The organism is Mycolicibacterium elephantis DSM 44368 (assembly GCF_004014805.1).
In the GTDB taxonomy this organism is placed as follows: domain Bacteria; phylum Actinomycetota; class Actinomycetes; order Mycobacteriales; family Mycobacteriaceae; genus Mycobacterium; species Mycobacterium elephantis.
The window spans coordinates 44,072-65,804 of sequence record NZ_ATDN01000002.1; the positions used below are offsets into that span (position 1 = coordinate 44,072).

At 67.8% G+C, this 21,733-nt stretch carries 28 protein-coding genes; 6 read left to right on the forward strand and 22 right to left on the reverse strand.

Annotated elements, in window-relative coordinates:
* Positions 1-70: 70 nt before the first annotated feature.
* A complete protein-coding gene (locus tag MELE44368_RS02595; protein ID WP_128107179.1) occupies positions 71-553 on the reverse strand; it encodes an amino-acid N-acetyltransferase in 483 nt (160 codons plus the stop codon).
* Positions 554-621: 68 nt separating this feature from the next.
* On the opposite strand from MELE44368_RS02595, the gene pgsA reads away from it, so the two are divergent.
* From pgsA to pspM, 4 genes are all read left to right on the forward strand, one after another.
* Positions 622-1,209, forward strand: coding sequence for a CDP-diacylglycerol--glycerol-3-phosphate 3-phosphatidyltransferase (gene pgsA / locus MELE44368_RS02600; protein ID WP_128107058.1), 588 nt, complete (start codon positions 622-624; stop codon positions 1,207-1,209).
* Between the two features lie 95 nt (positions 1,210-1,304).
* Positions 1,305-1,631, forward strand: a complete 327-nt coding sequence (gene clgR / locus MELE44368_RS02605) for a transcriptional regulator ClgR (RefSeq protein WP_046753649.1) — start codon at positions 1,305-1,307, stop codon at positions 1,629-1,631.
* 119 nt (positions 1,632-1,750) lie between these two features.
* Positions 1,751-2,563 (forward strand): phage shock protein PspA, encoded by an 813-nt coding sequence (gene pspA, locus MELE44368_RS02610; protein WP_046753648.1) that lies wholly within the window; start codon positions 1,751-1,753, stop codon positions 2,561-2,563.
* An 18-nt stretch (positions 2,564-2,581) separates the two neighbouring features.
* On the forward strand, positions 2,582-3,400 hold the full coding sequence (pspM, locus tag MELE44368_RS02615) for a phage shock envelope stress response protein PspM (protein WP_128107059.1): 819 nt from the start codon (positions 2,582-2,584) through the stop codon (positions 3,398-3,400).
* Positions 3,401-3,404: 4 nt separating this feature from the next.
* Here pspM and MELE44368_RS02620 read toward each other — a convergent pair whose 3' ends face one another.
* Positions 3,405-3,821, reverse strand: a complete 417-nt coding sequence (locus tag MELE44368_RS02620; RefSeq protein ID WP_128107060.1) for a DUF5313 domain-containing protein — start codon at positions 3,819-3,821, stop codon at positions 3,405-3,407.
* Between the two features lie 28 nt (positions 3,822-3,849).
* A complete protein-coding gene (locus MELE44368_RS02625) occupies positions 3,850-4,290 on the reverse strand; it encodes a limonene-1,2-epoxide hydrolase family protein (protein WP_128107061.1) in 441 nt (146 codons plus the stop codon).
* A 41-nt stretch (positions 4,291-4,331) separates the two neighbouring features.
* Between MELE44368_RS02625 and MELE44368_RS02630 the strand changes: the two genes are divergently transcribed.
* Together MELE44368_RS02630 and MELE44368_RS02635 are read left to right on the forward strand one after the other, a co-directional pair.
* Positions 4,332-5,495 (forward strand): glycosyltransferase, encoded by a 1,164-nt coding sequence (locus tag MELE44368_RS02630; protein WP_128107062.1) that lies wholly within the window; start codon positions 4,332-4,334, stop codon positions 5,493-5,495.
* Between the two features lie 9 nt (positions 5,496-5,504).
* Positions 5,505-5,699 (forward strand): DUF3046 domain-containing protein, encoded by a 195-nt coding sequence (locus MELE44368_RS02635; RefSeq protein ID WP_128107063.1) that lies wholly within the window; start codon positions 5,505-5,507, stop codon positions 5,697-5,699.
* A gap of 74 nt (positions 5,700-5,773) precedes the next feature.
* On the opposite strand, the gene MELE44368_RS02640 is transcribed toward MELE44368_RS02635, so the two are convergent.
* From MELE44368_RS02640 to hypA, 19 genes are all read right to left on the reverse strand, one after another.
* Positions 5,774-5,992, reverse strand: a complete 219-nt coding sequence (locus MELE44368_RS02640; protein WP_164890009.1) for a hypothetical protein — start codon at positions 5,990-5,992, stop codon at positions 5,774-5,776.
* Positions 5,993-6,051: 59 nt separating this feature from the next.
* A complete protein-coding gene (gene hypD, locus MELE44368_RS02645; protein ID WP_128107064.1) occupies positions 6,052-7,179 on the reverse strand; it encodes a hydrogenase formation protein HypD in 1,128 nt (375 codons plus the stop codon).
* Position 7,180: 1 nt separating this feature from the next.
* The gene (locus MELE44368_RS02650) at positions 7,181-7,462 is read right to left on the reverse strand and encodes a HypC/HybG/HupF family hydrogenase formation chaperone (protein WP_128107065.1); all 282 of its coding nucleotides are present in this window, start codon (positions 7,460-7,462) and stop codon (positions 7,181-7,183) included.
* Between the two features lie 23 nt (positions 7,463-7,485).
* Positions 7,486-8,592: a hydrogenase expression/formation protein HypE gene (gene hypE / locus MELE44368_RS02655; protein WP_128107066.1), complete on the reverse strand. Its 1,107-nt coding sequence runs from the start codon at positions 8,590-8,592 to the stop codon at positions 7,486-7,488.
* Positions 8,589-9,263: a D-sedoheptulose-7-phosphate isomerase gene (locus MELE44368_RS02660; RefSeq protein ID WP_128107067.1), complete on the reverse strand. Its 675-nt coding sequence runs from the start codon at positions 9,261-9,263 to the stop codon at positions 8,589-8,591. Before MELE44368_RS02660 ends, hypE begins: the two co-directional genes overlap by 4 nt.
* Positions 9,260-10,003 (reverse strand): HypC/HybG/HupF family hydrogenase formation chaperone, encoded by a 744-nt coding sequence (locus MELE44368_RS02665; protein WP_128107068.1) that lies wholly within the window; start codon positions 10,001-10,003, stop codon positions 9,260-9,262. The genes MELE44368_RS02660 and MELE44368_RS02665 overlap by 4 nt, the downstream gene beginning before the upstream one ends.
* A complete protein-coding gene (locus MELE44368_RS02670; protein WP_128107069.1) occupies positions 10,000-10,719 on the reverse strand; it encodes a DUF6390 family protein in 720 nt (239 codons plus the stop codon). The genes MELE44368_RS02665 and MELE44368_RS02670 overlap by 4 nt, the downstream gene beginning before the upstream one ends.
* Entirely contained in the window at positions 10,716-12,992 is a 2,277-nt protein-coding gene (gene hypF, locus MELE44368_RS02675) for a carbamoyltransferase HypF (protein ID WP_128107070.1), read from the reverse strand. Before hypF ends, MELE44368_RS02670 begins: the two co-directional genes overlap by 4 nt.
* A complete protein-coding gene (locus MELE44368_RS02680; protein WP_128107071.1) occupies positions 12,989-13,243 on the reverse strand; it encodes a HypC/HybG/HupF family hydrogenase formation chaperone in 255 nt (84 codons plus the stop codon). Before MELE44368_RS02680 ends, hypF begins: the two co-directional genes overlap by 4 nt.
* Before the next feature lie 3 nt (positions 13,244-13,246).
* Complete coding sequence (locus tag MELE44368_RS02685; RefSeq protein ID WP_235674432.1) at positions 13,247-13,741, reverse strand: hydrogenase maturation protease; 495 nt, start codon at positions 13,739-13,741, stop codon at positions 13,247-13,249.
* 4 nt (positions 13,742-13,745) lie between these two features.
* Positions 13,746-13,865: a DUF6893 family small protein gene (locus MELE44368_RS27460; protein ID WP_407664936.1), complete on the reverse strand. Its 120-nt coding sequence runs from the start codon at positions 13,863-13,865 to the stop codon at positions 13,746-13,748.
* On the reverse strand, positions 13,856-15,175 hold the full coding sequence (locus MELE44368_RS02690; protein WP_128107180.1) for a hypothetical protein: 1,320 nt from the start codon (positions 15,173-15,175) through the stop codon (positions 13,856-13,858). The genes MELE44368_RS27460 and MELE44368_RS02690 overlap by 10 nt, the downstream gene beginning before the upstream one ends.
* Positions 15,176-15,183: 8 nt before the next feature.
* Entirely contained in the window at positions 15,184-15,828 is a 645-nt protein-coding gene (locus MELE44368_RS02695) for a DUF6084 family protein (RefSeq protein WP_128107073.1), read from the reverse strand.
* Positions 15,825-16,466 carry a DUF5947 family protein gene (locus tag MELE44368_RS02700; RefSeq protein WP_128107074.1) on the reverse strand — a complete coding sequence of 214 codons (642 nt, stop codon included), beginning with the start codon at positions 16,464-16,466 and terminating at the stop codon, positions 15,825-15,827. Before MELE44368_RS02700 ends, MELE44368_RS02695 begins: the two co-directional genes overlap by 4 nt.
* Positions 16,466-17,365 carry a NifU-related iron-sulfur-binding protein gene (locus MELE44368_RS02705; protein WP_128107075.1) on the reverse strand — a complete coding sequence of 300 codons (900 nt, stop codon included), beginning with the start codon at positions 17,363-17,365 and terminating at the stop codon, positions 16,466-16,468. The genes MELE44368_RS02700 and MELE44368_RS02705 overlap by 1 nt, the downstream gene beginning before the upstream one ends.
* Positions 17,366-17,368: 3 nt before the next feature.
* The gene (locus MELE44368_RS02710) at positions 17,369-19,165 is read right to left on the reverse strand and encodes a nickel-dependent hydrogenase large subunit (RefSeq protein WP_128107076.1); all 1,797 of its coding nucleotides are present in this window, start codon (positions 19,163-19,165) and stop codon (positions 17,369-17,371) included.
* Positions 19,166-19,248: 83 nt separating this feature from the next.
* The gene (locus tag MELE44368_RS02715) at positions 19,249-20,304 is read right to left on the reverse strand and encodes an NADH-quinone oxidoreductase subunit B family protein (protein ID WP_128107077.1); all 1,056 of its coding nucleotides are present in this window, start codon (positions 20,302-20,304) and stop codon (positions 19,249-19,251) included.
* Between the two features lie 123 nt (positions 20,305-20,427).
* Entirely contained in the window at positions 20,428-21,225 is a 798-nt protein-coding gene (gene hypB / locus MELE44368_RS02720) for a hydrogenase nickel incorporation protein HypB (RefSeq protein ID WP_128107078.1), read from the reverse strand.
* Between the two features lie 2 nt (positions 21,226-21,227).
* On the reverse strand, positions 21,228-21,557 hold the full coding sequence (gene hypA, locus MELE44368_RS02725; protein WP_046753229.1) for a hydrogenase maturation nickel metallochaperone HypA: 330 nt from the start codon (positions 21,555-21,557) through the stop codon (positions 21,228-21,230).
* Between the last annotated feature and the right edge of the window lie 176 nt (positions 21,558-21,733).

The window sequence follows — 21,733 nt, forward strand, 5'->3', positions numbered from 1 at the left end:
GATCGACGTTCTGGTGGATTCCACTCGCTTTTTCCCGCCCGTTCGTCCCTTTGGGCGTCAAAGTCAACAGTCAGAGCGTCAGCAGCATGCGCGTGTTGCCCAGGATGTTCGGCTTCACATAGGAGAGATCGAGAAACTCCGCGACACCGGTGTCGTAGGACCGGCACATCTCCTCGAAGACCTCCGCGGTCACCGGGGTGCCGTCGATCTCGGTGAACCCGTGCTTGCTGAAGAACTCCACCTCGAAGGTCAGCACGAAGATGCGCTTCAGACGCAACTCCCGGGCCACCTCGAGCAGCCGATCGACGATCGCGTGCCCGATGCCGCGGCCGAGGGCCTTCGGATGTACCGCCACGGTGCGCACCTCGCCGAGGTCAGACCACATCACGTGCAGGGCCCCGCAGCCGATCACCTCGTCGTCGATCTCGGCCACCCAGAACTCCTGGACCGCCTCGTAGAGCGTCACCAGGTTCTTCTCCAGCAGGATTTTGCCGGCGTAGATGTCCACCAACGCTTTTATCGCGGGCACGTCCGACGCCCGGGCCCGCCGCACAACGACCCGACCGGAATCTGCGCTCACAGGTGGAGAGTATCGGTTTGAGCAACCGATATTCTGTGGCGGTGTCGGGCCAACCTCATACTGATCCGCTGGTTCCGCGCGCCCGAGTGGCCAACGTCGCCAACGTGCTCACCGGTGTGCGCATGGTGTTGGTTCCGGTGTTCCTGGTTTTGCTGTTCGTCGGCGACGGTCATGAAACCTTCTGGCGGATAGCTGCATTCGTGGTGTTCACCATCGCGGTGATCACCGACCGGTTCGACGGCGCGTTGGCGCGCAGCTACGGCATGGTCACCGAGTTCGGCACGCTGGCCGATCCCATCGCCGACAAGGCCCTGATCGGCGCCGCGCTCATCGGGCTATCGCTCCTCGGCGATCTGCCGTGGTGGATCACCGTGGTCATCCTGGCGCGTGAGGTCGGCATCACGGTGCTGCGCTTCGCCGTGCTGCGTCACGGCGTCATCCCGGCCAGCCGCGGCGGCAAGCTGAAGACGCTGGTGCAGGGCGTGGCGATCGGCCTGTTCATCCTGCCGCTCTCGGGTCCCTGGCTGGCCGGCGCGTGGGTGGTGATGTGGGCCGCGATCGTGTTGACCGTGCTCACCGGGGTCGACTACGTCATCTCCGCGGCCAGGGATTCCCGAGCCCGGGCCTGATTTCACGACCGATTTCGCGCCGTTCGGGAACCAACCCGGCGGTGCATAGCGTTGCTTAGTAGGACCCCCCGGCCTGAGCTGATAAGGAGAGCACGATGACGGCATTGCTGCGCGAGGTGATCGGCGAGGTGCTGCGTCGTGCCCGCATCGAACAGGGGCGCACGCTTCGCGAGGTCTCCGACGCCGCCCGGGTCAGCCTCGGCTATCTGTCCGAGGTGGAACGCGGCCGCAAGGAAGCCTCCAGTGAACTGCTCAACGCCATCTGCGGCGCCCTGGACATCCCGTTGTCGCGGGTGCTGGCGGACGCCGGCGAGGAGATGGAGCGCGCCGAGCTGGCCGCGATGGCAGGTGCCGGCGCCGCCCACATCGACGAGAGCACCAAAGTCGTCATTCCTCAGGTCGTGTCGATGGCTGTGGCCTGAGCGGGTTCCGACGACTGTCTGGGTGTGGCGATCGGTGCCGACCCGATAGATTGGGCAGCACGGTGACCCGAGGCGCCGGCGAGTCCGAGACAACCACAGACATGAAGGCGGAATGATCCATGGCCAATCCGTTCGTCAAGGCGTGGCGCTACCTGATGGCGCTGTTCAGCTCCAAGGTCGACGAGTACGCCGATCCGAAGGTGCAGATCCAGCAGGCCATCGAGGAGGCGCAACGCCAGCACCAGGCCCTGACGCAGCAGGCCGCCCAGGTCATCGGGAACCAACGGCAGCTGGAGATGCGGCTCAACCGCCAGCTCGCCGACATCGAGAAACTGCAGGTGAATGTGCGGCAGGCGCTGACGCTGGCCGATCAGGCCACCGCGGCCGGTGACGCCGCCAAGGCCACCGAGTACAACAACGCCGCCGAGGCGTTCGCCGCCCAGCTGGTGACCGCCGAGCAGAGCGTCGAGGACCTCAAGGCCCTGCACGACCAGGCGCTTCAGGCGGCCGGTCAGGCCAAGAAGGCCGTCGAGCAGAACGCGATGATGCTGCAGCAGAAGATCAGCGAGCGCACCAAGCTGCTGTCGCAGCTCGAGCAGGCCAAGATGCAGGAGCAGGTCAGCGCGTCGCTGCAGTCGATGAGCGAGCTCGCCGCGCCCGGCGCCACCCCCAGCCTCGACGAGGTGCGCCAGAAGATCGAACGCCGCTACGCCAACGCCATGGGTTCGGCCGAACTGGCGCAGAACTCGGTGCAGGGCCGGATGCTCGAGGTGCAGCAGGCCAGCGTGCAGATGGCCGGCCATTCGCGGCTGGAGCAGATCCGCGCGTCGATGCGCGGCGAGCAGCTGCCTGCCGGCGGCACCGCGACGCCCGCACCGGCGCAACCGGCCGCCGATCAGCAGGCGAAGCCGGAAAATCCGCTGTCACAATAGTTTTCGTAAGGAAGCACAGTGAGCCAACGCGCGAGTCGACCGGAGGCTTGGCGGTCGCTGGTGCAGCGCGGCGTCGACACCGCCGCCGAGTGGTCCGATGTGCTGGCCGAAAAGCTCAACGCCGCATCTGATCCGCGCGCCAAGCTGCTGCGCAAGCGGCGCTGGGCGTTGCGCCTGACGGTGTTCTTCACCGTGTCGTGCGTGTTCTGGATCGGGGTCACGGCACTGCTGGCGTCGTGGAGCACGCCGTTCTGGGTGCTGTTCATCCCGGCGCCCATCGCCGCGGGCGCGGCGTTCCTGGCCACCCTGTCGTTCCTGAGGTATCGCTGGCTGCGCCGCGAGCCGTTGCCGCCACGGCGATCTCGCGCCGCGCGCCGGCTGCCGCCGTGGGGCTCGGCGGCGCGGCAGCCGATGGCCGCGCTGGCCGCCTCCGAACGCGGTCTGTTCTCGCTGCTGGGCGTCATGGAGCGGGGCCGCATGCTGCCGCCCGACGAACTGCGCGAGCTGACCGCCGCCGCCGATCAGACGGCCGCGACCATGGCGGCCACCGCCACCGAGGTGGTGTCGATGGAGCGGGCCGTGCGGTCGGCGCCGCAGTCGCGTGCGCACCTGGCTCCCACGATCCAGGCGTTCACTGCGCAACTGCACCAAGGCGCGCGGCAGTACAGCGAGATGGTCAACGCCGCAGCGCAATTGGTCTCCGCGGTGAACGCCGGACCGATGTCGAGCTCACCGATGTCACAACAGCGGTACCGCGACGAACTGTCCAACGCCACCGACCGGCTGATCGGATGGGCGCAGGCGTTCGACGAACTGGGTCAACTGCGCGGCGCGTAGCCGCTCAGATGTCGTGTGAGCTCGGCGGTCCCGAACGCGGGCCGTAGCGTTCGATGTACGCCTGATGCATGTGGGCTTTCTTGCGGCGCGAGATCTCGTCGACGAGGCCGGGATCCAGGCCGTGCTTGGCCAGCATGTGCCGGCGCCACACCTTGTTGAGGGCGTGCGAGAAGTAGACGAACGGGATCAGGATCGGCAACGTCATCGACAGGTGCACGACGAACGTCGTCGGGATCAACCAGAACGGCGCCAGCACCAGAAACGCGGGGATGAAGACGCGGATCATCATGCGGCGCGTCGCACCCTCGCCGGCCAGGTCGTTGCGGACCCAGTCGCGCATCGAGTCGGGCAGACGCCGGCCGTAGCTGTAGCCGATGTACTCCCAGAGGTTGGGCCGCACGCGGGGGGTGGTGGTACTCATGTCGACCACCGATGCTACCGGCCCGCCCTCACATGCTCGGACGCAGTGACGGGAACACCGCGGCGACCAGGCCGCGGACCGTGCCCTTGAGGAAGTCCAGCGTGTCGAAGTAGTCGCGCCACAGTGTGATGCGCCCGCCGTGCACCTCGAACACACCGCACACCCAGAACTGGATCCGGATCGGGCCGAACTCCAGCGCGTCGGTGCGCTCGGTCAGCACCGCGTTGCCTTCCGCGGCGATGCGGTGGATCTTCACCTCGAAGCCGATACGGCCGTGACCGCGCCGCAGCAGGCCGATGATGCGCTGCCGACCGCGGATCGTGGGATACCCGACGTTCTGCCACTCGATTCCGTCGGCGAGCAACCGGTCTAAGGTGTCGAAGTCCTCGTCTTGCAGCGCGTAGAGAAAGGTCTCCACCGTGCGCACGTTGTCGAGGTCAGCTCTGAGTTCGGCGGCCTGGTCGGTCATGCTGCCAGCCTAATGCGAACGGCCTGTGGCACGGTAGGGCAATGCGCGTCGCCGTGGTTGCCGGACCCGATCCCGGCCATGCCTTCCCGGCCATCGCGTTGTGCCTGCGCTTTCTGGCCGGCGGAGACGCGCCGACGCTGCTGACCGGCAAAGAATGGCTGGACACCGCGCGGGCCGTCGGGGTAGACGCCGTGGAGCTGCTCGGACTTGACCCGACCGGTCTGGACGACGACACCGACGCCGGTGCCAAGATCAATCAGCGCGCGGCCCGCATGGCGGTGGAGAACGCGCCGCAGGTGCGTGCGCTCGGGCCGGATCTGGTGGTGTCGGACGCGATCACGGTCGCCGGCGGGTTCTGCGCCGAACTTCTGGGCCTGCCGTGGATCGAGTTGAACCCCCACCCGTTGTACCGGCCGTCGAAGGGGCTGCCGCCGGTGGGCAGCGGGCTGGCGCCCGGGGTGGGCGTCCGTGGCCGGTTGCGCGACGCGGTGATGCGCGCGCTGAGCGCCCGGTCCTGGCAAAAGGGGCTACGGCAACGAGCGGCGGCCCGCGTCGAGATCGGCTTGCCCCCAGAGGATTCCGGGCCACTGCGACGGCTCATCGCGACACTTCCGGCGTTGGAGGTGCCGCGGCCCGATTGGCCTGCCGAGGCGGTGGTGGTCGGCCCGCTGCACTTCGAGCCGACGTCCTCGGTGCTGACGGTGCCGCCCGGGGCGGGCCCGGTGGTGGTCGTCGCACCGTCCACCGCGACGACGGGCACGCGTGGCCTGGCCGAGGTGGCGCTGCAGGCGTTGACGCCGGGGGAGGGGCTCCCGGAGGGGGCACGCGTGGTGGTCTCGCGGCTGACGGGGCCCGACGTGACGGTGCCCCCGTGGGCGGTCGTCGGCCTGGGACGCCAGGACGAGTTGCTCGCGAATGCCGACCTGGTGATCTGCGGCGGCGGTCACGGCATGGTGTCCAAGGCGCTGTTGGCCGGGGTGCCGCTGGTGACGGTGCCCGGCGGCGGTGATCAGTGGGAGATCGCCAATCGTGTTGTGCGACAGGGCAGTGGACAGCTGGTGCGGCCCCTGACCGCGGAGGCGCTGACATCAGCGGTCAACGAGGTGTTGTCAACGCCGCGCTATCGGGGGGCCGCGCGTCACGCCGGTGCCTCGATCTCCGAGGTCGAGGATCCGGTACGTGTGTGCCAGAACGCTCTCACGTAAGTTGGATTCGTGCGGTTGACGGAATTCCACGAGCTGGTCGAGGGACAGTTCGGCCCGGTCCGGGGCGCGTCGATCATCGTCGACCACGTGCTCAGCCAGTTGGGTGGACGCACCGCGGCGCAGGCCATCGAGGACGGCGTCGACCCGCGGGAGGTCTGGCGCGCGCTGTGCGCGGACTTCGACGTCCCGAAAAACCAGTGGTGACGGGACAGCCGCGAGTGTGCGGATTCATACGCGTGCCTCGGCGTGTCGCGGATGAAACCGCACACTCGGCCTAGCTATTCCGACCCCTTGCGGCCCTCGTACGGCGGCACCTCCGGCTCGACATCGCGCGGCGGCTCGTTGGTGAAGCTCGTTTCGAAGTCGGGCTTCTCGTCGCTTCCGTAGCTGGGAACGGACTCGTCACCTTGGTATTCACCCGACGGGCGATCTGCGGGCCCTCCCGACGGCACATCCGAACCGGTGTCTCGTGATCCCTTGTCCTCCGGCTCTGTCATGACCATTACTCCTCACCCTTCGCCGCATGGGCTGCGGCGATGCTCTCGATGGGTTCTCGCTAGCCGCGGCGGCCCAGCACCAGCGCTGTCTCGCGGTGTAGCCGGCCGAAGTTGTAGTAGGCGGCGCAGGCGCCCTCGGCGGACACCATGCAGGTGCCGATCGGCGTCTCCGGGGTGCAGGCCGTGCCGAACACCTTGCACTCCCACGGCTTGATCACGCCCTTGAGGACCTCGCCGCACTGGCACGCCTTGGGGTCGGCGACGCGCACGCCGGGCATCTCGAACGTCGCCTCGGCGTCGAACTGCGCGTAGTCGCGGTGAATCTTGAGCGCGCTCTGCGAGATGAACCCCAGACCGCGCCATTCGAAGTGTGGCCGCAGTTCGAACGTCTCGGCCATCAGCTTCAACGCCTGCGTATTGCCTTCGGGGCGCACCACCCGGGTGTACTGGTTCTCGACCTCGCAACGGTCCTCCCGGATCTGCTGCAGCAGCATGTGCACCGAGGCGAGGATGTCGAGCGGTTCGAACCCGGCGACCACGATCGGCTTGCCGTACACGTCGGGCACGAAGCGGTACGGGCGCAGACCCACCACCGTCGACACGTGCCCCGGCCCGAGGAAACCCGACAGCCGCAGATCGGGCGATTCGAGGATGGCTTTGATCGGCGGAACGATCGTGACGTGGTTGCAGAAGACGCTGAAGTTCGTCACGCCCAGCGCGCGTGCGCGCACCAGCGTCACGGCGGTCGACGGCGCGGTGGTTTCAAAGCCGACGGCGAAGAACACCACGTGGCGGTCGGGGTTGTCGACGGCCACCTTGAGCGCATCGAGCGGGGAGTAGACGAACCGTACGTCGGCGCCGCGGGCCTTGGCCGCGATGAGGGTGCCGTTGGATCCCGGCACCCGCATCATGTCGCCGAACGTCGTGAAGATGACGCCGGGCTGATCGGCCAGCCACATCGCGTCGTCGATCCGGCCCATCGGGATGACACACACCGGACATCCCGGTCCGTGCACCAGCTCGACGGATTCGGGCAGCAGGTGCTCGATGCCGTGCCGGTAGATGGTGTGGGTGTGCCCGCCGCACACCTCCATGAACTTGAACTCGTCGCCCCCGGCGAGCTCGGTGATCGATTTGACCAAGGCGCGGGCCGCTGCCGGGTCCCGGAATTCGTCGACGAACCTCATGTCAAGCCTCCCAGCCGATTTCGGACGAGGTGAACGCTTCGATCTCGGTCACGTAGTCGGCACCCATCCTCTGCACCTGGTCGAGGGTGATCTCGGCCTCGCGTTCGTCGATCTTGGCCATCGCGAACCCGACGTGTACCAGCACCCAGTCACCGACGCGCAGGTTGTCGTCGGCCAGCAGCCGCACGCTGATGTTCCGCCGCACGCCGTTGACGTCGACCTTGGCCAGGGACTGCTCGGCGTCGACGATGTCGACCACCTGGCCGGGAATGCCCAGGCACATCAGCTTCTCCCTCCAATTTCGGTTCAGCAGATTCGCGGCAGCGGATCGCCGACGAGCATGTCGACGATCCGGCTGCCGCCGAAAGAGGTTCGCAGAGCCACGATTCCGGGTGGCTCGGGCACGATCTCGCCGACGACGGCGGCGTCGGCCCCCCGGGGGTGGGCGCGTAACGCGGCGACGGCGGTCTCGGCTTCCTCCGCGGGTACGACGGCGACGAACTTGCCCTCGTTGGCCACGTACAGCGGGTCGATGCCGAGCATGTCGCACGCGCCGAGCACCTGCGGTGCGACGGGGATTGTGTCCTCGTCGAGGATCAGCGCGAACGGGCGGTCTTTGACCAGTTCGTTGGCCACGGTGCCGACCCCGCCGCGGGTGGCGTCACGCATCCACCGGGTCGACGGCGCCGCCGCCAACAGGATCTCCACCAGTTCGTGCACCGGCGCGGTGTCGGAGTCGATGTCGGCGTCGATGGCCAGATCGCCGCGGGCGAGCATCACCGCCATGCCGTGTTCCCCGATGGTCCCCGAAAGCAGCACGCGGTCACCGGGTTGCACCAGTTCACGCGAAAGCCTCCTGTGCGCGGGGATCACGCCGACCCCGGCCGTGCAGACGTAGACGCCGTCGGCGGCGCCCCTGCCGACCACCTTGGTGTCACCGGTGACGATCTGCACACCGGCCGCCGCAGCCGCTTCGCTCATGTCGGCGACGATTTCGCGCAGTTCGGCGATCGGGAAGCCCTCTTCGATGACGAAGGCCGCGGACAGCCACTGGGGCCGCGCGCCCGACACCGCGAGGTCGTTGATCGTGCCGTGTACGGCGACGTGACCGATCGAGCCGCCCGGAAAGCGCCGCGGCGAAACGACATACGAATCGGTGGAGAACGCCAGCCGCTCACCCGATGCGCTACGCAGCGTGGCCGCGTCGCCGAGCTGTTCGAGTTCCTCGTTGCGAAACGCCTCGAGGAACACCGCGTCGACCAGCGTCGCCGACGACTTGCCGCCCGCGCCGTGCGCCAGCGTCACCACGTCGTCGAGCAGGCGCGGCCGGCGCTGCCGCTGTCGGTCGATGCGTTCGAGCGCGCGGTCTTCACGTTCGGCCGCGCTCGCCGCCCTGTTGACTGTGCCGGTCATGTCGCGTGCGCTCCGTTGCGGGGACGGGCCATGTGTTCCTGGGCGACCGACCAGAGGCGGTAGCCGAGCATGGCGTGGCTTTCCTGGATGCGGTGGATGCTCTGTGAATGCACGGTGAAGCAGTGGTTGAGATCCTCGGCCTCGGCCATCCGCCCGCCGTCGTGGCCGGAGAACCCGATGGTCAGCAGACCGCGCTGGCTGGCCTCGGTGATGGCGGTCATCAAATCCTCCGAATTGCCCGAAGTCGACAGCGCGATCGCGATGTCGTGGCTGCGGGCGTGTGCGATGATCTGGCGCTTGAAGATCAGCTCGAAGCCGACGTCGTTGCCCAGCGCGGTGACCACGGCGTTGTCGGCGGCAAGCGACCACGCCGCGACCGGACGCCCCCGGGCCGGCCGGCTGAACAGCGATGCCAGCGTCGCGGCGTCGGTGGAGCTGCCACCGTTTCCGAAGGTGTAGAGCCGTCCGCCGCGGCGGAACCGGTCGGCCATCTCGGTGCCCGCCGCGGTCAGTGCGCGGTCGTATTCGTCCAGCGACGCGCGTTGCAGGCGGGCGCTTTCGGCGGCCTTGCCGCGCGCCGAGGCGCTCAGATCGTCCAGCAGGCTGGTGGCGTCGGTCTCTTCGGATTCGATGAACGGATACAGGAAGCCGGTGCTTTCAGGCTCGGTCATCGGGTCACCTCCTGGCCGATGTCGTCGAGGCGGGCGATGGCCGCCCCGGCGTGGACGAGCACGAGGTCGTTGACCGCGACGCCGCCGAGCAGCGTGACGTCCACCCATTCCTCGCCCTCGGCGGTGCGCACGAGGGCTTGATCGGTCGCGGTGATGGGTTCGAGAGACACCTCGGCGACCCGGCCCTGATCGCTGCAGGTGATGCAGACGTCGTCGGTGCAGTCGGTGGGTTTCAGCAGCCCGGGATGTTCGAAGCAGACGTGGGTGAGTTCCCAGAGCAGGTGATACATCAACACGAACGTTCCGGTGGCCGGCAGCATCGGATCGTCCGAGTCGATCCACAGAATGTGGTTGGCGGCACCGGCTTTCGGGCGTGGGCCGGAGCCGATCCACAGGGTCAGCACGCCCCAAGCCCGCGCGCGCCGCATCGCGTCGACGACGGCGGGTTCGTCGGCGGACGCGACCGCGATCAGCAGGTCACCCGGTCGGCTGGCGACCCGCGCCTGCGCCACCGGATCGGGTTCGACGAGCGCGACCGACGGCAGCGCCCGCTTGCCCATGATCACCGGATGGACGAACTCGACGGCGACGTGATGGGCGTGCGGTTCCCACTGCGGTGAGATGACCCAGAGGGTGGCGCCCTGGTGGAATCGCCGGGCCATGTCCAGCGCGGCCGCGGCAATGTCGGCGGACAGCGCGGCGTCGATGTATGACCCGCCCGGTAGCGTGGTGACGGTCATCGATCAACCCCCTTCTCCACAAGCGAATTGACGAGTTTCAGCGTGGTACCGGTGGCGGCTTCCAGTGCCGCGCATTCGGTTTCGGTCAGGGTTGCGCACACCCAGTCCCAGTGCGCCGAGACGACCGTGCCCGGCATCGGCGCGGAGGTCAGCGACACGCCGCCCTTCGCCCAGTGCACGGTTTCGCTCTCCGGAGCGCCGAGCACCAGCCTGCCGTCGTCGAACCGCAGGGGCCGTGACGAGATCACCGCGTGCTGGTCGTCGACGGATTCGACGGTGCCCCACCGGATACGGCAGCTCTGCATGACGGACACGGCGGTGCTCGCCTCGCGGCCGAGGAAACGCACCCAGGGGTAGACCACGAAGACGTGGAAGCTGTGATGCGCCAACACGTCCGCGCTGGGAGAGATCGCGTCGAGCAGGCCGGTGATCTGGCCCGTGAACGCCGAACGCAGCCGGGAGAGCAGTTCGGCGGGGTCCACCTTGTACAGGGCCGGACCGCCGACCCAGTAGCTGTCGACCACCGTGTCGTCCAGCGCATCGGATCCCAGCACGTCGGCGATGGCCCGCAGATACGGCCAGGCGCCGTCGAACTCGGCGGCGCGCGAGGCCAGCCCGGAGGTGCCGCCGCCGTCTGTCGGCCCGCAGTAGCCCAGTTCGTTCGGCGGGTAGGCATACCGACCGAACAGTGTCTGGCCCGCCGTCAACCCAGTCATCCGCAGGTACCCACCAGCAGTTGGCCCAGCGCGATGCCGCCGTCGTTCGGCGGCACCCGGTGATGGGTGATGGCTTCGAAACCGTTGTCCTGCAGTCCCTGCAGCGCGAGCCTCAACAGTGTCGCGTTCTGGAACACCCCGCCCGACAACACCACCGTCGGCGACACCTCCCGATGAGTGGACGCCAGACGCACGATCACCTCCGCGACGGCGCGGTGGAACCGCGCGCCGATGATCGCGGCGGGAACCGCGGCGCGCTGGTCGGCCACCACCGCCCGAAGCACCGGCGTCGGGTCGATCACGCCGTCGTTCAGGGCGAACGCGTAACACCCGGTGCCGCAGCCGACGCCGCGAGAGAGCCCTTCCAGCTCGATCGCCGCCTGCGCTTCGTAGGCGACCACCTGGCGCACCCCGGCCAGCGCCGACACCGCGTCGAACAGGCGACCGAAGCTGGACGTGGAGACGCAGCCGAAGCCGGTGACGACCTGACGGGCCAGGACGTCGCGTTCGTCGGGCGGGCACGCGGCGACGGGTGCCAGGTCGTCATCCCAGGCGATACCCGCGGCCCACAGGTGGGCGAGCGCCATGCGGTACGGGCGTCGCACGCTGATGTCGCCGCCGGCCATGGGCACGTATTTGAGGTGGGCGAGGCGTTGGAAGCCCTTGTAGCCGGCGAGCAGTACCTCTCCGCCCCACACCGCGCCGTCGGTGCCGTAACCCGTTCCGTCGAATGCGAAGCCGAGCACCTGCGCGGAATCGTCGAGCCCGTGTTCGGCCATCACCGCGGCGATGTGCGCGTGATGGTGTTGGACGGTGTGGACGGGCCGGTCTGCGGCGTTGCGCTCGGCCCACTGCGTCGACCGGTACAGCGGGTGGGCGTCGGCGACCAAAACCTGTGGCGTGACCGCGGTGAGCGCCTGCAGGTGCCGCCGGGCCGAATCGAACACCGACAACGTCGCCAGATCGTCCATGTCGCCGATGTGCTGGCTCAGCCACGCGTACCTGCCGTCGGCGACCGCCATCGTGTTCTTCAGGTCGGCGCCGACGGCCAGGGTGGGCGGCACCGGCACGGGCAGCGCGATCGGCAGCGGCGCATATCCGCGTGAGCGCCGCATCGGCACCTCGCGGCCTGCCACCACGCGGATGACGGAGTCGTCGCACGGCACCAGGATCGCACGGTCATGCATCAGCCAACCGTCGGCGAGATGCGAAAGCCGGTCGAGCGCGTCCTCGTCGGTGAAACAGATCGGCTCTCCGGTCAGGTTTCCGGACGTCATCACCAGCACGGCCGGTCCGGGTGGGTCGCCGGGCAGCCCGAACAGCAACGGGTGCAACGGCGCGTAGGCCAGCATTACGCCCAGGTCCGGGTTGTGCGGGGCGACCGCCTCGGCCACGGCGGCCTCGGGCCGCCGCGGCATCAGCACGATCGGGCGTTGGGGACCCGACAGCAGCCGCGCCGATGCGTCGTCCACCTCCGCGATGGCGCGGGCGGTGGCCAGGTCGGGCACCATGACGGCAAACGGCTTGTCGCCGCGGCGTTTCCGCAGCCGCAGCTCGGCGACCGCGTCGGCGTTTCCCGCGTCACAGGCGAGGTGGTAGCCGCCGATGCCCTTGACCGCCAGCACGCCGCCGTCGCGCAGCAGTTCCCGGGCCGCCCGCAGCCCGGCCTCACCGCTCAACGACCTGCCGGACCCGTCGCGGTAGGTCAGCGTGGGCCCGCAGTCCGGGCAGCAGATCGGCTGGGCATGGAACCTGCGGTCGCCGGGATCGTGGTATTCGTGGGCACATTCCGCGCACATCTCGAAGGCGGCCATCGTGGTGGACGCGCGGTCGTACGGCAGCGAGCCGATGATCGTGAAGCGGGGTCCGCAGTTGGTGCAGTTGATGAACGGGTGCCGGTAGCGCCGGTCGGCGGGGTCGGCTTGCTCGGCGGCGCACTGCGCGCACATGGCGACGTCAGGTGATGTCAGGGTCCGGCCGCCGTCGCTGCGCGACGTGTCGGAGATGACGAACCCGGTGCCGCCGACCAGCGCCACCGGCCTGGTTTCGACGGATTCGATCACCGCCAGCGGGGGCGGCCGGTCACGCAGCCGGCGCAGGAAGTTCTCGACGTCGTCGGCGTCGCCCTCGACTTCGATGACCGCGCCGGAGCTGTCGTTGCGCACACAGCCGGCCAGGTTCAGCGCCGCCGCGCACGAGTACACGAACGGCCGGAAGCCCACCCCCTGCACCACGCCGTGCACGTCGACACGCAACCTCACCCTGCCGGTCATGGCGGGTCCTCGGTGTCCTGCCCCCTGCCCATCAGCTGCAGGCCCGACATCGCCGCGTCCGCACCGGCCTTGTCGGTCTTCTCGACGACGAAGCCCATGTGGATGATCACCCAGTCGCCGGGGTGAAACGTCTCCTCCGGCAGCATCCCGACGTTGACCTTGCGCTGCTCGCCTGCGACGTCGACGAGGGCCAGTTGATCGCCGTAGCCGGCCAGCATGTGCACGACCTGTCCCGGTATTCCCAGGCACATGGTTCAGCCTCCCCTCACGGCGGAGCGCGCGGAGAGGTCGGCGACCGCGTCGATCACGGCCTGTATAGCGCCGGGAACGGCGGCCTCGACCGCGTCGGACAGGCCGATGCCCTCCTCGAGGCTGGCTGCCTCGCAGCCGATCACCACCGTGTCGGGCGGGGTGCCGCCCAACGCGGTCAGGGTGGCGAACACCGCTTGCGGATCCATCGCGTGCCCGTCCAGACCCGAAGCGGCGGTGAGGCTTTCGTGGTCGGCGGCAAAGACGTGCAACGTACCGGGCGCGCCTCGGCTCGGAATGGCGTCGACGAGCACCAGGGCGGCACATCCGTCCAGCAGGTCATACGCCAGGTGCACGCCGCGGATTCCGTAGTCGACGATGCGAACTCCCGGCGCTGCGACGTGCTCGGGAACACGGCGGATCACCTCGGAGCCGAACCCGTCGTCGCCGAGGAAGATGTTGCCGATCCCGGCAACCAATATCCCCAGGGGTGCCGACACCTGGTTACATCCGGCGCATCTTGAGGTAGCGCTGTGCATCTGGGATCGACCTGATGCCCAGCACGACCGCGACGAGCACGACGGCGGCGGCGAGACCGACGGCGACCCAACCCACTACTTCCATTTCGGACTCCCTTCGAGCGGTTCGACTTCATCGGGGGCGAAGTACAGGGACCGGCCGTACCAGTCGTGCATGTCGGCGGCCGGATCGTCGTCCAGCACGACGCCGATGTGCTGAGCGCCGTCGACGTCCTCGTGCACCGAGGTGACATGCGCGATCCGGTTGGCGTAGAACAGATCCTGTGCGTCGGCCCGACGCGACGGCCGCAGCCGTACCCGGCTGCCGCGCGCCACCGGTACGCCGTTCACCAGCACCGCATCTGTTTCCGGGCGCACAGCGGTATCGGCTGACGGGTCCCACCAGTTCACGCCCGCGGGCACCTCGGGAACCAGGTCGGCATGCGGATCACGCAGCACGCCATGCAGATTCAGCATCGCCTCGGGCGACATCGAGTCGCAGCGGTCGATGATCTGGGCGGCCAGCGGATCGGTGGCGCGGGCTTGCGCCTTTTCCTCATCGGTCATCGTCATGACCCGAAGCGTGAGGATCTCGTCGATCTCGGTGGAGTCGTAGAGCGCGCCGGCGCTCTGTTCGGCGATCTGCGGATGGTCGTAGAGGATGATCGGCGACGCGAGCATGAGATGCCCGCTGCCCGGAGGTCCGGCGAGCACCGGAAAGCACCGGTGCTGACGCAGCCGCGCCACCGCGTCGGCGGCCGCATCGGGCGGGTCCAGCAACGAGATGAACTCGCCGCCGCTGACCTCGATGAGCAGGTGCGTGCCGATCAGTGAGGTGGCGATGGCCTGGTCCTTGTCGGCGACGGGAGTTGCGGTGTTGCGTACGTCGAACGTGAGCCGCAGCAAGTCACCATCGGGCTCGGCGGATATCGAGAGCAGACCGCGCAGCTGCCTGCGGGTGCGCACCAGCCGGCCGCCGTCGACGATTTCCACTTCGTTGCCTGCGGGGACGGCGATTTCGACAGTCCGGGGCAGGCTCGGAGCTCCGAACCGGTCGATGGGGATCTCGTGCTCGACGGCCTCGTCCCAGCGCAGCCACGTCTGTGCGCCCGCGGTGAGCTCCTCGACCGGCGCGAAACGGCCGTCACCGAGATCGCGTTCGGTGCCGCGGTGTTGCAGCTGCAGGAACCGAACCGCGCCCGAGATCCACGGCAGGCCGTGTGGGCGCAGCAGCACCTGGGCGGACAGCGAACTGTCCTCACCGACGCCGGTGTCGGCGGCCCCGGGTGGTCCGAGCACGCCGAACTGCCAGCGCGACTGATTCTTTCGCGAGCCGGCCCGATACGGGTAGAGCAGGTACCCCTCGTAGAGCACCGCATCGGCGACGGCGCGGGCCTGGCGCCACACCTGTGCCATGTCGGTGCTCACCGCGCACTCCTTGCCGAATTCTGCTCCAGTAGGGAGGTTATCGCCTCGTCGAGCCCGAGCAGTCCGCGCGACGTCCGATAGGCCGCCAGCGCGTCGATGGTGTCGTGGTCCAGCCGCAGCCACCCCGTGTTGGGGAAGTGCTGGCGGATCAGGTCGTGCCACACGGTCACCGGCATGTCGTAGCGCTCGTCGCGGTCCCACGGCACCTGGTGGACCACGAATCCTCGGTTGCCCGCAGTGAAAACCGTTCCGCTAAACAGGAACTGGAGCGGAACGGTGCCGTCGTGCAGCGCATGGAGGTACTTGGCGGCCGCCACTTCGAAGTCATACGTGCAGTAAATCGGCAACTGTATCTGGGTGGTGCCGGTGAAGCCCGGCACCATGGCGGTGGCGTGCTGCCACAGGAAGGTGTGCTGGGTGGCGGGCCACTGCTCTCGGGGCCCGAACAACTCCACGAGCGCGCCGGCTTCGTCGTCGGCGTACGTCCGGCGCGACGGTTCGATGCGCACCTGGCATTTCAGCGCGATCGCATGCACCGGTCCTTCGGCGACGGACGCGATGCCGATGCGGGCCATCAGGATCGGCGTCACCGAGTAGGGCTCCGGTGCGACGTCGAGGACGGCGAAACTGACGTCGCTCATGGCCGCTTCACCCGCCGGCTGCGCGCGTCGAGCAGCTCGAAGAACTCGTCGATGTAGGAGCGCACGTCCTGCCCACCGTCGAAGCCGCGCCACAATATGCGCAGCCGGCCGACGAACTCGTAGCAGGCATCGATCGGAAGCAGATAAGCCCGCGGCGCGCTGTCGTCTGCGGCTATCCGCACCAACAGCGCCTCGGTGTCTTCGGCCGGCATGTCCACCCGGGGGTCGGCCGCCTTCAGGTCGCTCCAGGCCGACAGATCCAACTCCGATTCGGTCGCACCGGCCGGTCCCGGATAGAACGCGACCGTGCGGCCCATCGCCGAGTTGTGAAAGAAGAACGCGAGACCGACCGGGATCTGCAGTGCGTCCCAGAGCGGTCGTTCCAACGAGAAGTCGTCGAACGCCAGGTAGCGGTCGGGAACGGCCCGGTAACGAAGCTCGGCCTCGGTGTCGGTGAACAGCAGATAGCAGCCGCGGCAGACGCACATCAACTGGCGGCCTTCCACGTTCACCACATGCTGGTGCTCATCGGCGATGGGTTCCGCGCACATTTCGCAGCGTTCGCCTGCCTGCGCCGGTGCCGGGCGACCGGCCCGGATCCGGGCCAGGACGTCGGTGACGCTGCCGGCGCCGTCCATCACGCCACCTCCTGCGGCACGGCCATCGACAGCACACCGTCGCGCACCAGCACCGGTACCGGCTCCAGGTAACTGTCGCCGCCGATGCCCGCGCCGGCGTGCACGGCGTCGAAACCGGCGCCGCACGCCGGGCATCTCAGCACGGCGCCGGAAAGGCGAGCACCCGTCAAAGTGGCGGTGCAACTAGGACATCGGTCCCGGTAGGCGTAGATGTTTCCGCCGAGCCGGCAGGCCAGCATCGTCACGCCCGCCACCAGGAACCCGCCGACTTCGCCGTCGGCCAATCCGCTCAGCTCGGGAACCGGCTGCCACGCGGTCGGCCGGTGCAGGCGGCTGATCAGCGCCTCGGCCGGAATCAGGTCCGGCCCGGAATCCGCCTCGGCGGCAATCACTTCGATCGAGGAGACCTCCGGCGCGGCCGCGCGCACCGAGTCCTCGACAGCCAATTCCAGGGTGACCGCGGAGGAGGGACAACTCCTGCAGCTGCCCTGGAACTGTAGCCGCACCGTGTAGCCGTCTGCGCCGGTGTCGATTCCGAGCAATGTGACGTCGCCGCCGTGCGAACCCAGGTATGGGCGCACGCCGTCCAGCGCCCGGGCCACCCGGTGCTCGACATCGTGGGGGTGCAAGCCGTGCACCAACAACAGGCTGGCGATAAGGTCGTCGGCCGCGAACCGGTCGGCGAGTTCCGGATAGGCGACCATCACCGCGTCCATCATGCGCTCGAACGCGGCCCCGTAGAGGTCGGTGACCTCACGGACCAACTGTTCGGCACGTTCCCGCGCCGCCGCACCGCCCGAAGACGCTGCGTCGAGCAGGGTTTGGATACGATCGCCCGCCGTGCGCCACTGCGCGTCGTCCTGGATTCCGTCCGGGCCTGGCAGTGTCGGCGCGGCCATGTCCTATTCCCCGGTGACGGACTGGGTGGGGGAGTGCAGGAGGTCCAGGCTCTTCCCCTTGCCCAGGTACATGTGCACACCGCACGGCAGGCACGGGTCGAAGCTGCGGACCGTGCGCATGATGTCGATGCCCTTGAAGTGCTCCCTGTCGTTCTCCTCGAAGATGGGTTGGCCCTGCACCGCGTCTTCGTACGGGCCTGGCGTGCCGTAGCTGTCGCGCGGGCTGGCGTTCCACGGGGTCGGCGGATACGGGTGGTAGTTGGCGATCTTGCCGTCGCGGATCACCATGTGGTGGCTCAGCACTCCGCGCACGGCCTCGGTGAAGCCGCAGCCGATACCCTCGTCGGGCACCTCGAACTTCTCACAGGTCTTGGTGCGTCCCGCGCGGATCTCCACCAGTGCCTTCTCGGCGAAGTGCAGTGCGCAGGCCGCCGCGTAGGCCTGGAAATAGGTGCGCGCGCGGTTGCGCTCGAGGGTGTTGCTGCCGTGCTGCGGGATCTTCCATTCGAGCTCGACGGGCCCCTTCAGGGCCGTCTTGGGCAGGTTGATCTGCACGCTGTTGCCGGTGGCCTTCACGTAGCCGATGTCCACCAGTCCTGCCAGCGCGGTCGACCACAGCCGCGCCAGCGGGCCGCCGCCGGTGTCCAGCGCCAGGTGGTCCGTGCCGTCGAACCAGCGCGGTGACATCACCCAGCTGTATTTGCCGTCGAAGTCACGCTTCTGGGGTTCCGGGTTGGTGTGCTGATTCCATGGGTGACGCCGGTCGATCGGGTTGCCCAACGGATCGGTCTTGACGAACATCGCCTGATCGGTCCAGTCGTCGTAGTACGAGTGGCCCAACAGGATTCGGATGCCGAGATTGATGTCCACCAGCGAGTGGGTGTGCAGCTTGCCGTCGATCACCACACCGGGCGTGACGAACATGGCGTCGCCCCAGCGCTCCATGTCCTTGTACTCGAAATTGCACACCTCGGGGTCCTGGAAGGAACCCCAGCAGCCCAACAAGGTGCGGCGCAGGCCCACCTGGTCGTAGCCGGGAAGGGCGTCGTAGAAGAAGTCGAAGAGGTCGTCGTGCATGGGCACGACCCGCTTCATGAATTCCACGTAACGCATCAGCCGCGTCATGTAGTCGGTCATCAGCTGGACCGTCGCGGTGACGCCGATGCCGCCGGGATAGAGCGTGGACGGATGGACGTGCCGACCTTCCATGAGGCAGAACATCTCTCGTGTCCACCGGCTGACCTGCAGCGCCTCCCGGTAGAACTCGCCGGTGAAGGGGTTGAGCGCACGCATGATGTCGGCGATCGTGCGGTACCCGTGCATGCCGGCGTGCGGCGCTTGGGTGTTCTCGGCCTTGGCCAGCACGCTGGGGTTGGTCTCCGAGACCATCTTCTCGCAGTAGTCCACGCCGACCAAGTTCTCCTGGAAGATGTTGTGGTCGAACATGTACTCGGCGGCCTCACCGAGGTTGATCAACCATTCACCCAGATGGGGCGGCCGCACGCCGTACGCCATGTTCTGGGTGTAGCAGGAGCACGTCGCGTGGTTGTCACCGCAGATGCCGCAGATGCGGCTGGTGATGAAGTGCGCGTCGCGAGGATCCTTGCCCTTCATGAAGATCGAATAGCCACGGAAGATCGACGACGTGCTGTGGCATTCGACGACTTCGCGGTTGTCGAAGTCGATCTTGGTGTAGATGCCGAGGCTGCCGACGATGCGCGTGATGGGATCCCACGCCATCTCCACGAGCTGGCCGGGTTCCCGCTTGACGTGTGATGGCTCGGGGATGGTCGTTGTCATCGAACTGTCTCTTTCGTTGATGAGATGCGCTGCGAAGCTTTCGACGAGGCAAGTGCCCGTGGGCGCCCCGCGGGGATCCGCACCTACCAGGTGCGGGTCGCCCCGGTGGTGAGTTGCGTGCCGGGCCGGCGCCACTTCGGTTCCTTGTCGACCGTGCGGCCCGTGATGTGGCGCAGGTTGCGAATCACCGAGCCGTACAGCCCCGACGCCGCGGTCGACACCTTGCCGCCTGGCGGCTCGTCCATGAACGGCATGAACTTGTCCGGGAAGCCGGGCATGGTGCAGCCGATGCAGATGCCGCCGACGTTCGGGCAGCCACCGATCCCGTTGATCCAGCCGCGCTTGGGCACATTGCACTTGACGACCGGGCCCCAACAACCCAGCTTGACAATGCATTTCGGCGAGCCGTACTCGGTGGCGAAGTCACCCTGCTCGTAGTAGCCGGCCCGGTCGCAGCCTTCGTGCACGGTCGCACCGAACAACCACTTCGGCCGAAGCCCGTCGTCCAGCGGGATCATCGGCGCCTGGTCGGTGGCCATGTACAGCAGATAGGTCAGGGTCTCGGCCATGTTGTCCGGGTGGGCCGGGCAGCCGGGCACGCACACGATCGGAATGCCGGCCTTGCTCTTCCAGTCCCACCCGAGATAGTCGGGCACGCCCATCGCGCCGGTGGGATTGCCCGCCATCGCATGGATACCGCCGTAGGTGGCGCAGGTCCCCACCGCGACCACCGCGGTCGCCTGGGGTGCGAGCCGGTCGAGCCATTCGCTTGTCGTTATCGGCTGGTTGGTCGTCGGGTCGTTGCCGAACCCGCACCAGTAGCCTTCGTTCTTGATCTTTTCGTTCGGTATCGACCCCTCGACGACCAGAACGAACGGTTCCAGCTCTCCTCTGTCCGCCTTGAAGAACCACTCGAGAAAATCGTCAGCGCCCCCGTTCGGTCCGCATTCGAAATCGATGAGGGGCCAATGGACGGCGATTTTCGGCAGACCGGGGAGCGCGCCGAGAGCGATCTCCTCGATCGTGGGTTGCGTGGCGGCAGTCAGCGCCACCGAATCGCCGTCACAACTCAATCCGGCATTGATCCAGAGAACGTGAATCAGCGCCTCTTCCGCTTTGACTGCTGCCTCGATCGGCATGTGCCACAGCTTTCTGGGGGCCGGGCTGGGGCCCTCACGACCGGGAGCCGGGCTGGGGCTCCCCTCGTCACAGCGACCTGCGCCCGACTTCTTGAGCGCTAACTTCTGGGTCTACTCCCGGGGTCAACCGTTGTCAACGGGTGATGGATGCATGACGACGTTTGTGCGATTGTCGATCCATCGGAACCACTGCGCGGTACCATCACCCCTAGTCGCCGACATCGGCAGGATCTCCACGCCCGGATTCACGGATCGCACGTAGCCGCAACAATTTTCAAGATCAAAGTCTACGTACGGAAGTAAGTCGATCTTGTTGACGATCACGAGCCCGGCAGCGGCGAACATGTGTGGATACTTCAGCGGTTTGTCGGTGCCTTCGGTCACCGAGATGACGACGACCTTGCTGTGCTCACCGAGATCGAACAGCGCCGGGCAGACGAGGTTGCCGACGTTTTCGATGAAGAGGATCGACCCCGGTTCGGGGTCGAGGGTCTGCAGAGCCCGGTGCACCATCGCGGCATCGAGGTGACAGCCGGCGCCCGTGTTCACCTGAACGGCACGCGCCCCGGTGGCTCTGATGCGCTCGGCGTCCAGCAGCGTCTCCTGGTCGCCTTCGATGACGGCCACCGGGTGATCGCGGTTGAGCTCGCGAACCGTGCGTTCCAGCAGCGTCGTCTTGCCCGCACCCGGCGAGCTGGTCAGGTTGAGGGCAAGGATGTCGCGTTCGGCCAGCCAGGCGCGGTTGTCCTCGGCCAACCGGTCGTTCTTCGCCAGCACCTTCTGCTCCAGGGAGACGGTCTCGGTGTGCACATGACCGTGCGGATGGGGGTGCTCGTGCGGATGGGGGTGCTCGTGCGGATGGGGGTGGTCCGCCAGGGTGATGGTCGGGCTCTCCTCGCCGCAGCCACATGTCGCGCACATGTTCAGCTCACCTCCATCGACAGGATCTTCAGGTCGCGGCCCGCGACCACCTCGACATCCGCACTGCCGCAGGGGCACAACAGGATCAAGTCGGGCAGTACGAAGTTCTCGCCGCAGGTGCGACAGCGCGCCGACCCGGGCTGGACGTCGAGGTCCAGCCGGGCGCCGTCGGCGACGGTGCCCTCGGTGGCCAGTTCGAAGCAGAACTGCATCGCATCGGGAACGACGGCGCACAGCGCGCCGACTTCCAGCCTGACGCTGTGCACTCGACGGCCCGCGGCGTGTTCACACACCGCGTCGACGACACTCTGCGTTATCGCCATTTCGTGCATGCGGGCCCCGTCCGGCCGGGATGACCCCACGATAGGCCGCGGGAACCGCCCAGGGCGAGCCGTCGACCACGGCGCCTTCTCAGGCGACGGCGTGTCACGCTTGAATCGAACAGGTGTTCGTCTATCGTGGGCAGTGTTCGACGGCTAGATGCTGGTCAGGCCGACTTGTCGGTGGC